The organism is Planomonospora sp. ID82291 (genome assembly GCF_015711645.1).
In the GTDB taxonomy this organism is placed as follows: Bacteria; Actinomycetota; Actinomycetes; order Streptosporangiales; family Streptosporangiaceae; genus Planomonospora.
This window is the reverse complement of sequence record NZ_JABTEX010000004.1, coordinates 122587-135439: the sequence shown is the minus strand read 5'-3', so window position 1 is coordinate 135439 and position 12853 is coordinate 122587. Positions and strand designations below refer to the sequence as shown.

At 71.7% G+C, this 12853-nt stretch carries 12 protein-coding genes; 5 read left to right on the top strand and 7 right to left on the bottom strand.

Annotated elements, in window-relative coordinates; all coding sequences use genetic code 11:
• Positions 1-79: 79 nt before the first annotated feature.
• On the bottom strand, positions 80-1879 hold the full coding sequence (locus tag HS045_RS25150; RefSeq protein WP_196453951.1) for an ABC transporter ATP-binding protein: 1800 nt from the start codon (positions 1877-1879) through the stop codon (positions 80-82).
• Positions 1876-3732 carry an ABC transporter ATP-binding protein gene (locus tag HS045_RS25145; protein WP_196454460.1) on the bottom strand — a complete coding sequence of 619 codons (1857 nt, stop codon included), beginning with the start codon at positions 3730-3732 and terminating at the stop codon, positions 1876-1878. Before HS045_RS25145 ends, HS045_RS25150 begins: the two co-directional genes overlap by 4 nt.
• A 175-nt stretch (positions 3733-3907) precedes the next feature.
• On the opposite strand from HS045_RS25145, the gene HS045_RS25140 reads away from it, so the two are divergent.
• Both HS045_RS25140 and HS045_RS25135 read left to right on the top strand, forming a co-directional pair.
• On the top strand, positions 3908-4540 hold the full coding sequence (locus HS045_RS25140; protein ID WP_196453950.1) for a TIGR03085 family metal-binding protein: 633 nt from the start codon (positions 3908-3910) through the stop codon (positions 4538-4540).
• A gap of 348 nt (positions 4541-4888) precedes the next feature.
• On the top strand, positions 4889-5050 hold the full coding sequence (locus HS045_RS25135; protein WP_196453949.1) for a hypothetical protein: 162 nt from the start codon (positions 4889-4891) through the stop codon (positions 5048-5050).
• 92 nt (positions 5051-5142) lie between these two features.
• Here the strand turns inward: HS045_RS25135 and HS045_RS25130 are convergent, their stop codons facing one another.
• Both HS045_RS25130 and HS045_RS25125 read right to left on the bottom strand, forming a co-directional pair.
• Positions 5143-5325 carry a hypothetical protein gene (locus HS045_RS25130; RefSeq protein WP_196453948.1) on the bottom strand — a complete coding sequence of 61 codons (183 nt, stop codon included), beginning with the start codon at positions 5323-5325 and terminating at the stop codon, positions 5143-5145.
• A 172-nt stretch (positions 5326-5497) separates the two neighbouring features.
• The gene (locus HS045_RS25125) at positions 5498-5950 is read right to left on the bottom strand and encodes an ATP-binding protein (RefSeq protein WP_196453947.1); all 453 of its coding nucleotides are present in this window, start codon (positions 5948-5950) and stop codon (positions 5498-5500) included.
• 304 nt (positions 5951-6254) lie between these two features.
• On the opposite strand from HS045_RS25125, the gene HS045_RS25120 reads away from it, so the two are divergent.
• Complete coding sequence (locus HS045_RS25120) at positions 6255-7958, top strand: hypothetical protein (protein ID WP_196453946.1); 1704 nt, start codon at positions 6255-6257, stop codon at positions 7956-7958.
• A gap of 152 nt (positions 7959-8110) precedes the next feature.
• Positions 8111-8470, top strand: coding sequence for a hypothetical protein (locus tag HS045_RS25115; protein WP_196453945.1), 360 nt, complete (start codon positions 8111-8113; stop codon positions 8468-8470).
• Here HS045_RS25115 and HS045_RS25110 read toward each other — a convergent pair.
• The gene (locus HS045_RS25110) at positions 8430-10478 is read right to left on the bottom strand and encodes a hypothetical protein (RefSeq protein WP_196453944.1); all 2049 of its coding nucleotides are present in this window, start codon (positions 10476-10478) and stop codon (positions 8430-8432) included. The two genes, HS045_RS25115 and HS045_RS25110, sit on opposite strands and share 41 nt — an antisense overlap.
• A gap of 183 nt (positions 10479-10661) precedes the next feature.
• On the opposite strand from HS045_RS25110, the gene HS045_RS25105 reads away from it, so the two are divergent.
• A complete protein-coding gene (locus HS045_RS25105) occupies positions 10662-11240 on the top strand; it encodes a Uma2 family endonuclease (RefSeq protein WP_196453943.1) in 579 nt (192 codons plus the stop codon).
• Between the two features lie 38 nt (positions 11241-11278).
• Here HS045_RS25105 and HS045_RS25100 read toward each other — a convergent pair whose 3' ends face one another.
• Positions 11279-11821, bottom strand: coding sequence for a Uma2 family endonuclease (locus tag HS045_RS25100; protein ID WP_196453942.1), 543 nt, complete (start codon positions 11819-11821; stop codon positions 11279-11281).
• A gap of 165 nt (positions 11822-11986) precedes the next feature.
• A complete protein-coding gene (gene hisF / locus HS045_RS25095; RefSeq protein WP_196453941.1) occupies positions 11987-12757 on the bottom strand; it encodes an imidazole glycerol phosphate synthase subunit HisF in 771 nt (256 codons plus the stop codon).
• Positions 12758-12853 lie beyond the last annotated feature (96 nt).

The following is a 12853-nucleotide window of genomic DNA, read 5'->3' as shown; positions in this document are numbered from 1 at the left end:
CAGGAGCGCCCTTTAACCCTGAAATATGTCCCTTTTGTGTGGATTTCTCTCGCTGGTCATCCAGAGGACGGCCACCGGTTCACGACCGGGCGGCCGACACCCACGACGCGTGCAGGTCGGCGTAGACCCCGGGCCGCGCCACCAGCTCGGCGTGCGGCCCGCGCTGGACGATCCGGCCCCGGTCGAAGACCAGCACCTCGTCGGCCGCCTCGGCGGTGGACAGCCGGTGCGCGATGGAGACCGCGGTACGGCCCCGCGTGACGCCCTCCAGGGCGCGGGCCAGCCGCACCTCCGTCGCCGGGTCCACCGCGGAGGTCGCCTCGTCCAGCAGGAGCAGGTCCGGGTCGGCGAGGTAGGCGCGGGCCAGCGCGACGAGCTGGCGCTCGCCCGCCGACAGCGACTCGCCGCGCTGGCCGACCGGGGTGGCCAGGCCCGCGGGAAGCCCTTCCAGCCAGTCGGTCAGGCCCAGCTCGGTCAGGGCCAGCCCGATCTCCTCGTCGGTCGCCTCCGGGCGGCCGAAGCGGATGTTGTCGGCCAGCGTGCCGTCGAACAGGAAGCCGTCCTGCGGGACCATGACGATCCGCTCGCGCAGCGAGGAGAAGCGCACCCGGCGCAGGTCCTCGCCGTCCACGACGACCCGCCCGGAGACCGGGTCCATCAGCCGGGTGAGCAGCTTGGCGAAGGTCGTCTTGCCGGAGCCGGTCTCCCCCACCACCGCGATCCGCGAGCGCGGCGGGATGTCGACCGAGACGTCGCCCAGCACCGCCGGCCCGCCGGGGTAGGCGAAGCCGACCTCCTGGAAGGAGACGGAGATGGGCCCGCGCGGCAGCTCGACGCCGTCCTCGCCCGGGTCGGCGACGTCGGGCGGAGTGTCGAGCACGCCCAGGACCCGCCGCCAGCCGGCGATCGCGTTCTGCGCCTCGTTGAGCACCTCGGTGGCGATCTGCAGCGGGGAGATGAACAGGGTGATCAGGAAGAGGAAGGCGACCAGCCGCCCTTCGGAGATGTCCCCGTCCACGCCCAGCCGCACGCCGAGCAGCACCACCCCGGCCACGGCCACGGCGGCCACGATCTCGGTCAGCGGGAAGACGGTCGCGACGATCTTCTGGGTGCGGGCCTGGGCGGTCTTGTTGGCCTCGATCGCGGTGTCCAGCCGCTCGGCCGTGCGGGCCTCGGCGCCGTAGGCGCGGATCACCGCCGCGCCGACGACCGACTCGCCGACCGCGGACAGCATGTCGCCGGTCCGCTCGCGGACCCGGGTGTAGGCGGCCGACAGCCACCGCTGGAAGCGCGGCATCGCGGCCATGAGCGGCAGGAAGCAGAGCCAGACCAGCAGCCCCAGCCGCCAGGAGTAGACGAACATCAGCACGCTGGCCACGAGCAGCTGGCCCAGCGCGACGATGATCATCAGGCCGCCCCACTGCATGAAGGCGCTGATCTGGTCGACGTCCCCGGTGACCCGCGAGACCAGCGCGCCGCGCCGCTCGGAGTTCTGGGTGAGCACCGACAGGTCGTGCACGTGCCGGAAACCGCGCACCCGCAGCGCGGCCAGCGAGGACTCGGTCGCCCTGTAGAGGCGGACGTTCATCAGGTAGCCGCAGAACGCGGTGAGCACCACCGCCGCGGCGCAGACCGCCACGACGGCGCGGATGTAGGCCACGTCGGGCACGGGGCCCTCCAGTCCCCGGTCCATGGTCTGCTGCACCGCGATCGGGACGATCACCTTGCCGACCGTGGCGAGGACCGCCAGCGCGAACGTGCCGGCCAGCCCCGTGCGGATCTCGGGCGTGAGCGACAACCCGTGCCGCACGGTCGCGATCGCGGACCGCTCGACGCCCCGCAGGCCCGGGGTCTCGGTAAGCTCCTGCAGGGCCGTCACGCGCTGACCTCCTCGTCGGTGCTGATCTCTCCGGCGACCGGGTCCCCGCCGGCCCCCGCCGCGGCGGCCTCGCCGCCGGCCTCCTCGTCGGCGCCGAGCGCCTCCCGCTCGGCCTCCTCGCGCTCGTAGGCGGTGACCAGGTTGCGGTACCCCTCGCAGCGGGCGAGCAGCGCGTCGTGCGGGCCGCGGTCGACGACGCGGCCCTGCTCCAGGTAGACGACCTCGTCGGCCAGGGCGATGGTGGCCATCCGGTAGGCCACGACCACCACGGTCGAGGCCGCCGACGTGGCGGCGGCGTCCCGCAGGCCGTACAGGATCTTCGCCTCCACCTGGGGGTCGACGCTGGAGGTCGCGTCGTCCAGGACGAGCAGCCGGGGGCGGCGGACCAGCGCGCGGGCCAGGGCCAGGCGCTGGCGCTGGCCGCCCGACAGGGTGGTGCCGCGCTCGCCGACCTTGGTGTCCAGTCCGGCGGGCAGGGCGCTGACGAAGCCCTCGGCCTGGGCCAGGCGCAGCGCCGCCCAGACCTCCTGGTCGTCGACCGGCAGGCCCAGCGTGATGTTGCCGCGGACCGTGTCGTCGAACAGGAACGTCTGCTGCGGCACCAGCGCCACCGCGTCGCTGACCGCGCCGCGCGCCGCCTCGCGCAGGTCCGTGCCGTCGATGAGCACGGCCCCCTGCGCCGGGTCGACGAGCCGGACGAAGGTCTGCACGAGCGTGGACTTGCCGGAGCCGGTGGGCCCCACCAGGGCGGTCGTACGGCCCGGCACGACCTCGAAGCCCACCCCCGACAGGACCGGGACGTCCCCGTAGGCGTAGCCGAGGTCGCGCACCTCCAGCCGGGCCGGGGCGTCCCCGGCCAGGGTGGCGGAGCCGTACTCCATGGAACCGGTGGCCGCCAGCACCGCCTGGACCCGGTCGTAGCCGACGACGGCGCGGGGCAGCTCGGCGAGCACCCAGCCCAGGGCCCTGATCGGGAAGGCCAGCAGGGTGAACAGGTAGGCGACCTGGACCAGGGTCCCGGCGGTGATCGCACCGCCCTCCAGCCGGGCCGCGCCGACCAGCAGCACGGCCAGCACGCCGAGGGTGGGCAGGGCCTCCAGCATCGGGTCGAACAGGCCCCGAACGCGCCCCACCGCGATGTTGGCGTCGCGCAGCTGCTCGGCCCTGGCCCGGAACCGGGCGGTCTCGGCGTCCTCGCGGCCGAGGGTCTTGACGACCAGCGCCCCGTCGAAGCTCTCGTGCGCGATCTCGCTGACCTCGGCGCGCAGCTGCTGGGCGCGGGTGGCCAGCGGGCTGAGCCTGCGCTGGTAGACGAGATTGAGCAGGGCGATGGCCGGGAAGATCAGGAAGCCGACGAGGGCCAGCGGCAGGTCGGTCAGGACGAGCGCGACCGCGGCGGTGACCAGCATGACGACCACGCCGACGGCCATCGGCAGCGGAGCCAGCGGGGCCCAGGCGGCCTCGGCGTCGGCGCTGGCGTTGGAGAGCAGCTGACCGGTCGGGTGCCGGTGGTGCCAGGCCAGCGGGAGCCGGAGGTACTGACGGGTGACGTCCCGCCGGGAGCGGGCCTGCATGCGGTACTGCATGACGCCGGCGAAGAACCGGCGGCCGGCCACCCCCAGCGCCTTGAGCACCGCGGTGCCGAGGATGAGGAGCACGCCCGCCACCAGGGTGCCGGCGGCGACCTCGCCCCGGCGGAACGCGGGCAGCACGACGTTCTCGGTGGCCCAGCCCAGCGCCCATGCCGAGGCGACCGTCATCGCGCCGTAGACGGAGCTGGCCAGCACCGCGGCGGTGAAGACCCCCTTCTCCGCTCGGACGGCCACCCCCAGAACGCGGAGCCCTTGACGCATGACGGCGGACGTCACCTTGCTCGCCACTCGGAGGGTGTCCTTTCGCCGGGGATGTCGTTACCTATGTGAGTATCACTTCGGACCGACACGTTATTCCCGCCGCGGCCGCCCCACCATGATCGGCGGGGCGGCTCCCCACCGGTTGCCCGTGCAACGGCCTTGTTAGGATCACAGCATGAACCACGCCCGCGCCGAACGCGCCGAGCTCGGCGACCTGCTCGCCCGGCTCGGCCCGGACGCCCCCACGCTCTGCGAGGGCTGGACCGCCTTCGACCTCGCCGCCCACCTCGTGCTGCGCGAGCGCCGCCTCGACGCCGCCCCCGGCATCGCCCTGTCCCCGCTGGCGGGGTACACCGCCCGGGTGCAGGAGTCGCTCAAGGCCGACCGCGGCTTCGACGGGCTGGTGGAGCTCGTCCGCTCCGGCCCCGGCGGGCTCTACGGGCTGGTCCCCGGCATGGACGCCGCCGTCAACACCATCGAGATGTTCGTCCACCACGAGGACCTGCGCCGGGCGCAGCGCGTGTGGGAGCCCCGCGGACTCCCCGCCGACCTGGAGGAGCTGTTCTGGAAGCGGGTCCGGGCGGGCCGGGGCCTGTTCCTGCGCAAGGCCCCGGTCGGCGTCGTCCTGCACCGGATCGGCGGCGGCGTCGCCCTCGGCGGCGCCAAGGAGGGGCCCAAGGTCGAGGTGACCGGCCCGGCGAGCGAGCTGCTGCTGTTCTGCTTCGGCCGGCAGGCCCACGCCCGGGTCGAGCTCAGCGGCGACGAGGCCGCCGTGGCCCGCCTGATGGACGCCTCCCTGGGCGTCTGACCGCTCCCCCGCCCGGTTCCGGGGGCGAGAGGGCCGACCGGCGGCCGGCGGATCCGCCCCGGCGACCGGGAGCGGGCGTGCCGGCCACGGCGCCGATCCCCATCTTCACGATCCCGCTGCCGCCGGTCGCCCTTCCGATATACCTTGCACTCCGGGTTGGACAACGGCGGCGCTCACCCGCACCATGACGGGGAGGGGACCGACCATGCCAATCCCGTGATCCGGCCATGGCTCGCCCCGGCGCGCCAGGTATGATCATCAAGATCCGGGAGCCACCCGGGCCGAAGATGCCAGAGATCCTTAAAATCAGGGTATATACGGCTGGGAATGGAACTGCAGGAGGCCCCCATGCAGGTCAAGAAGATCGCCACCTACGCAGCGGTGGCGTTCGTGGCCTTTTATCTGTTCAGCCGACCCGCCGAGGCCGCGTCAGCGGTCAACGGGGTCTTCGACGGCATCATCCAGGGGGCCGACCGATTGGCCCTGTTCTTCACGAACGTACTGAGCTGACCGCCGGCGAAGGCCCGCTTCGCCCCGATCCCTTCTTCTCCCGCGCTCCCGAAGGCCCCATCCGGGAGCGCGGCACCCCCGGCCCCGCGACGTCAGTCGCCGTCTCCGTCGTTGTCCGTCTCTCCGTCGTTCTCGACGCCGGGCGCCGAGGTCTCGACCACGTCCGGTCCGTCCCCGTCGTCCTCGCCACCGCCGCCGCAACCGCCGAGCAGTCCGGTGAAGGCGGCCATCGCCAGTGCGGCCGCCGCCGTCCGCCGAGCCGATGTTCCGAGCATTCCCGACCTCCTGGTCATCTCGCTCTCCGTGGTCCCGCACGGCGCACCGCCGCGCCGCGCGTGAACCTCTCCCCATGGCTCCGGCGATCAAACACCGGTCCCCGCACCGCGGGGCCGGCCCGCCGTTCCCGTCCCGGTCGGCGCTCCGGCCGCACGGACCCGGGGGCGCCGGTCACTCCGGACCGAGCTCGGCCCAGACGGCGTGACCGGTGTCCCGCCCGCCCCGGCAGCCGGCCCGATCGGCCAGGGCGGCCACCAGCAGCAGACCCCGGCCGCTCTCGCCGGCCGCGTCCGGGCGCCGCCCGAAGGCCGGGACGCCTCCCCCGCCGCAGTCGCGGACGGTGATCGTGATCACCGCGGTCGTACGGCCGAGCTCCACGACGAACGTGCCGTGCGGCCTGCCGCTGTCCGTGTGGCGGACGGCGTTGGCGGCGAGCTCGGCGACGATCTGCTCGGCGTCCGCGCGGCGCGGCGAGTCGGCGAGCAGGAACCCGACGAAGCTCCGGGCCTGCGCCGCCTGCTCCGGCCGGCCGGGGAAGGTCCGCCGCCAGGTCAGCCCGCCGGGGAAGAGCCCGATCATCGCGTCGATCAGCTCCGGGGGGACGTCGTGACGGGCAGCGTGCATCGTCTCTCCTCTTCGGTGGCCGGGTCGCGGCCGGGTCGCGGCCGGGTCCGGGGACTCGGGGACGCCGGGGTGATCGGGGCCTCCCTGCCTCCGAAGCCCCGATGATCAGCGCCTCCGCAACGGTGCCGCCTCCCGCCCGGCGCGTCTCCCCCCACTCCGCCCTCCCGGACCACCCCGTATCCCCACCCTCCCGACCTGCGCGAACGCCGCCCCGCCCACCGGGACATCCCCACTTCCCGCCGGAGCCGTCATGGTCCGTGACCGTTCGCATACGATCCGTGGAGATCGAGGTGGAGGAGAGGCCATGTCAGGTGAGGGCTACCGGACCCTGCTCGACTGCCGGCGGCGGGCCGAGGCGCTGCGCGCCCGGTCGTTCACCTTCGACCAGATCGCCGACGTCCTGGCCCTGGACCACCCCGTCAGCCCGCTGCGCCTGTACCGCTACGCCCACGGCCGCACCGCCGCCGACGTGGTGGCCGCCTACAACGACCTCGACCCGGCGGGCACGGCCTGCCTGCGCGAGGCCCGGCTGTACGACTACGAGGCCTGGCCGCAGACCGGCCGCCGCGCCCCCGCCCGCTCGATCGCGATCTTCGCCCGCGTCTACCGGACGACCGCCCGCCGCCTGCTGACCGCCGAGGTCTACGCCTCGTACGGCGTGCGCGACCGCGACCTCCTCGACCGCGCCGACCACCGCCACCTGGACCCGCACCACCGCCGCCGCCCGGCCCCCGCACCGGGCACCGCGCCGCCCCTCGCATCGCCCCCCGTACCGGCTACCGCACCGGGCACCGCCCTGACCACCGGCTCCCCGGGCGTCACCGGATCCCCCTTCTGCGGACAGGTGTCCGTCCCCGGCATCCGTGGCAGCATGGAGCCGGAGGCGGCCCGCGCACGGGTCCCGGCCCCGGGCCCCGCCGACTGCGCCGAACTGCTCCGTGCACTGAGCGCCGAGGAGGCCGACGTGAGACGACGCGAGCTGTTGTTCGAGCTGGCCCTCGTCCTCGGCGGCACGCCCGCGCTGGCCCTGCTCCGCCACCTCACCCCGCCCGAGCGGGAACGCCTGGCCGCCGCCGCCCGTCGGCGCGGCCCGCTCGACCCCGGCGCGCTCGACCTGCTGGAACGGCTCACCGCCCGGCTCTGGGCGATGGACGAGTCCCACGGCCCCGCCCAGGTCCTCCCGACCGCCGAGGCCGAGCGCACCCTGGTCGCCGACCTGCTCACCCAGGCCTCCCTCACCCCGGCCCTCCGCGACCGCCTCCTGCGTCTGTACTGGGCTCTCTCCCTCATCGCCGGGTGGAGCGGTTTCGACCTGATGGACTACACGGGCGCCGCCCGCCGGTACCACGAAGGACTGGCAGCGGCCCACGAACTACGCTCTCCCGCCCACATCGCCCACTTGCACGGACTGCTCGCCCACATGGCACTGCACCAGAAGAAGCCCACCATCGCATTGGACCACGCCTTCGCCGCCGAAGGGTGGGCCAGAGAGAGCGGCAATCGCCTCCAGCAGGCGGCGACCTCCATCCAGGTGGCCCGGGTGCTCTCCACCGTGAAGCGCGACGAGAACTCCCTCCGCCTTCTCGATCGCGCCACCGACCTGGCGGGCAGCAGCCGAGGCCGATCCGATCTGCAGCACCTCTCCTGGCTCACGCCGGACTGCGTCGCCGCGCATGGCACGTCCTGCCTGATCGACCTCAAACGGACCGATCGGGCGATATCCGAGGTGAAACAACGACTCGCCACAATGGACTCCGGCCTTCTCCGGGAGCGCGGCATCCTGCAACTGAGATACGCCACCGCGCTGGTCCAGAAACGCGAGATTCCCGAAGCCGCCGCGATGATCGGCAAGGCCGCCCAGATAGTCACCGCCCACAGCTCCACCAGACTCGCCCACGCTGTCCGGCAGACCCGTGCCGAACTCCAGCCTTGGGCCGAGAACCGCCGCGTCCGCGACCTGGACGAACACCTCCGAGCGCTTTCCATCATCGATCATTCATCCAGATGAATCGTCATCCGATCAAATTGGATCAGAGTGACACGAATGGAGAATCTGTGACTCCCCCACGCCCCTCACACACATCCCGTTTGACTCCTGCGGCCATCGCGATCATCCTGTGCGGGTTGTCCGTTGGAGCGTGCGGAGAGGCAGAACCCACGGTGAACCAGGCAGCAGTAAAACTGAAAGCCGACATCGAGCGTATGGCTCAACACGTACGAGCCGAGAATTTCAAACTCAACGACACCAACGGGAAAAGCCTTCCCTGCGGAGAGGGGAAAGCGAAGAGGGTCTATGAAGCCTCGGGAACTATGGGACTGAAGTCGAGCGACGTCACGGCCTCGCTAGGTGTGCTGACATACAAACTCGATGATTATGGATATGAGTCCAAACAGAGCGACCTCAGTATCCCAAAAGAGGACTTCGAAAACCAGACCGCACACACCAAGATAACTGCCACGACATCACCGGAGTCCCGATTTAAGATTTTGGGGGAGACTGACTGCTTGGACTTGGAGTAACCTTCTGAGATCTCTCGTAATGCTCGGATTCCCGCTGGGCTTGTTCCTTTGCGCCGTTGAACCAATCACTGAGATCGTCCGCTGCCTGTGCCGCTTGGGTGGTGTCCCAGCTACCGGACCCGTTAGCGATCATCCAGTTGTTGAAGTTCTTCAGGGTCTCCGGGTCGGCGACGAGCGTGGAGAAAGGGAGGATCTTCCCCTCGGCGTCGGTGATCGGCGGTTCGGCGAACTCCGGGGCGTCCGGCGGCACCGCGTAGGCGAACCCCGCCCGGTGCAGCTCGTGCAGGATCCAGTGGCTCCGGCCCAGTGTGCCGACGCGCTCCCTGTCGTCCAGCGCCTTCACCCGTGTGTCGTCGATCTCGGCGAGAGCCCCCAGCCCCTCCGAGGCCCCGAGACTGAAGGTGATCCAGAGCGCCTGCTCCGTCACCTTCGCGGGCACCGCCGCCCCCGCCACCCCGAAGAGCGCGTCCGAGGCCAGCTTCAACCGGTCGTTGCGCGCCTGGTCCGCCTCGTCCAGTCCTTTACGCACCTCCTCCGCGGCGGCGAGCTGCGTGCCGTACACGTAGCCCAGCCCGCTGAACAGCCGGGAGAGGTTCTCGATCCCCCCGCCGGCGTCCTTCCTCAGCGCGTCGTCCAGCAGCACCCGGGTGAACCGGCCCATGCCCTCCTCGAACGGTTTCAGGCGCGCGTCCGTGTCGGCGAACGTCTTCATGAACAGGTAGGTGTCGTCGGGACTCAGCCGGAACTTCGGCTCGATGCCCGGCATGGTCCCGCCGCCCTCGGCGAAGGCGCTGCCCTTCGTCCGGTTGGCGTCGCCGCGGTGCGCCCCGTCGATCATCTCGGCGGGATAGGCGCCGGCGATCATCGCCAGGAAGGTCCGCGTCCCCTCCGCGACCTCCATGGACGAACTCCTGGCGGCCAGGATGTCCGGCGGCGTACGGAGGCTCCCCATGGTCGTCATCACGTTGAAGGCGAACTTCGCGGCGGCGGCGTCCGGCGAGCGCTCCTCGAAGACCCCCGCCCCGGCGGCGAGCATCCGGCCGAACTCCACCGGGACGTCGAAGTCCCGCGAGACGGACCGGTTCAGCTCGGAGAACAGGTCGACGAGGTCCTCGCGCGGCAGGTCGTTGAGCAGGTCCCGGGCGACCTCCGGATTGTCCGCCAGCGCGGACAGGAACGGGGTCAGTCCGGTCACCCAGCGCCGGTGCTCCCTGCCCCTGGCGCTCTCCACGGCCTTGCCGACCTGCGGGCGGACCAGTTCCGACAGCCACCGGCCGGAGTAGCGGCCCCGGGCGACCAGCACTCCCAGCACTCCCGCCGGAAGGCTCGCGAGGCTCTCCGGCCTCCACTCCGCCCCGAGCGCGTCGGGACGCTTCGTCACCGCCGTGTTGACCGCCTCGGCCAGCGCCCGGCGGTGCGCGGACGTCGTCTCCAGGCCGTGCCGCCGGAGCTTCTCCACGATGGTCGTCGCGCCCCCGAGACCGGCGGCGGCGAGGAACGCGGCGGTGAAGTCGGGGTCGTGCCGCCGCGCGGCGAGCTCGTCGAGGAGGGCGCCCAGCTCGTCGTAGTGATTGGAGTAGTTGCTGTCCATCTCGGGCCGCATCCCGGCGAACCGCTCGGCGAGCCTGCGTCCCTGCGCCGCCGCCTCCCCGGCCGTCACGTACGCCCCCTCGTCGAACGCGACCAGCCCCGGCGCCCAGTCCGCCGCCTGCTCGCCCTTCCTGATCAGATCGTTGCGCCTGCGCAGCTCGGGCAGCTGCTCCGCCACCCACCCCTCGGCCTCACGCAGCTGCGCCACCGCGCTCCGGTCCACGTCCACGGCCTCCAGAGCGCTCACGATCCGCGGGATCCCGGCGCCCAGCGTCTCGCGGGCCCGTTCCATCGAGGCGATGAACCGCGCCATCGACTCCGGGTCGATCCCCGAGAAGGCGTCCGACGACACCCCGCTCCCCGACGTCCCAGGCGGCTCCGGTCCCATGGCGAACGCCCCTCCTCGAAGGTGATCCACCGTTCCCACCCTACGCACGGAGATCGCGGCCGCCCAGCGCCCCGATCACCTGGAGCCCTCTCCGAACACCACTCGGCCCGAGAAGGACATGGCGGGTGAACGACCGTCTCCCACCGGTGAATCCGCTGCTCATTCGGTCGATCACGCTTTGAGGCACCGGGGAACCCCGCTAGCGTGGTGGGCATGACCGTTGCGCATGAGTCCGATCCCTGCGAGGTGCTCCCCGGCCCTCCTCGCTACTGGAGCGCGGATGAGTTCATGAACCACGACTTCGGCGACATCGGCCGCCGCTTCGAACTCGAGGACGGCTGCATCGTCATGACCCCCGCCCCCTCGATCCGCCACCAGCGCATCGCCCGCCGTCTCATCAACGCCGTCGAGGCGTGCATCCGGGACAACGACCTGGAGCTGGACGTGGAGGGACCGGTCAACTACCGCCTCAACTCCGACACCGTGTTCGCCCCCGACGTCGCCGTCTTCCGCCGGGACACCGACAGCGACCTCTATGTGGAACCGCACGAGATCGAGGTCCTCGCGGAGGTCACGTCCACCAACTCCAACCGCGACCGGCTCACCAAGATGAACCGCTACGCCCGAACCAAGTGCGAGTGGTACTGGATCATCGACCAGAACACCCTGGTCATCGACGTCCACCGGCTCGACGGCGATCTCTACCGCCAGGCGGCCGCCCTCACTCCCGGCACCGCCGCCGCCCTGCCCGGCCCCGTCCCCCTGACCATCGACCCCGGAACGCTCGCATAGCCGTCCGCTCCGCAACCGCACACACGGGTGGAGACGGCTCAGGAAGCGGCCGGGTAGGCGTCCGTGTCGATCGTCAGCAGCATGGGCTCGGGGAGGGTGAACGGCTTGCCGAAGGCGCTGACGCTCTCCCGGGTGTAGCGGTTGACGTCGGGCTCGCTGAAGACGCGCACGGTCTCGCACTTGCGATCGATGATCACATAGACGGGGATCCTCATCGAGGCGTACATCTCGGGCTTGTCGCCGTAGTCCTCGGAACGGGTGTTCTTCGACACCACTTCGACGACCGCCGCGACGATCTCCTTACGGACCGGGTTCTCGTCACCGGCGAGGCTGTGGGACGGGATGATCACGATGTCGGGCTGCGGGCCGCGGTGATCCCCCGGGGTGCCGACCCCCATGTCGGGCAGCGCCCACCACTTGTCGGACGGGATCTGCCTGATCGTCTCGCTGACGATCAGATTGTGGAAGGCCGATGCGGAGGCCTGCATGACGATCTTCCCGGCATACCACTCGACCTTGTAGCCGTCACGCTCCGCCGCCAGCGCGAGGAGTTCGCTGAACGTCCTGGAATCATCCGGCATCCCGCTTCCTCCTCGCCTCGCCGTACACGAATTCCCGACCTGAATCCTAGACGCTTCCGGCCCGCCGGAGACTCCCCGCTCCGGACCTCCGGACCTCCGCAGTGCACACCAGCACCAGCACCAGCACCAGCCACCGCACGGACAACGGACCCAGCCGGGAAGACGTCAGCGGACCGGGTGGCCCGCGGTGCGGAGGGCGTCCTTCACGTCGGCGATCTTGAGCTGGCCGAAGTGGAACACCGAGGCCGCCAGGACCGCGTCCGCCCCCGCCTCCACCGCCGGGGCGAAGTGCTCCACGGCCCCGGCCCCGCCGCTGGCGATGACCGGGACGGAGACGGCCGCGCGGACGGCGCGGAGCATCTCCAGGTCGTAGCCGTCGCGGGTGCCGTCGCCGTCCATGGAGTTGAGCAGGATCTCCCCCACGCCCAGCTCCTCGCCCCGCCGCGCCCACTCCACCGCGTCGATGCCGGTGCCCCGGCGTCCGCCGTGCGTGGTCACCTCGAACCCGGACGCGGTCGGCGGGCCACCTGTGACCCGGCGGGCGTCCACCGAGAGCACGATGCACTGCGCGCCGTACCGCCGGGAGGCCTCGGTCAGCAGTTCCGGCCGGGCGATGGCGGCGGTGTTCAGCGACACCTTGTCCGCCCCGGCGCGCAGTAGCCGGTCGACGTCCTCGACCGCGCGCACCCCCCCGCCCACGGTCAGCGGGATGAACACCTGCTCGGCCGTACGGCGCACCACGTCGTACATCGTCGACCGGTCGGAGCTGGAGGCGGTGATGTCCAGGAACGTCAGCTCGTCGGCGCCCTCGGCGTCGTAGCGCCGGGCCAGCTCGACCGGGTCGCCGGCGTCGCGCAGGTTCTCGAAGTTGACGCCCTTGACCACCCGGCCGGCGTCCACGTCCAGGCAGGGGATCACTCGCACCGCGACGCTCACGCGCGGGCTCCTTTCACTAGAGGGGTCCGGAAGAGACCGGAGGCGAGACCCGGGCGCGAAGGACCGGGGCCCGAGGCCTGAGAGCCGGGGGTCCGG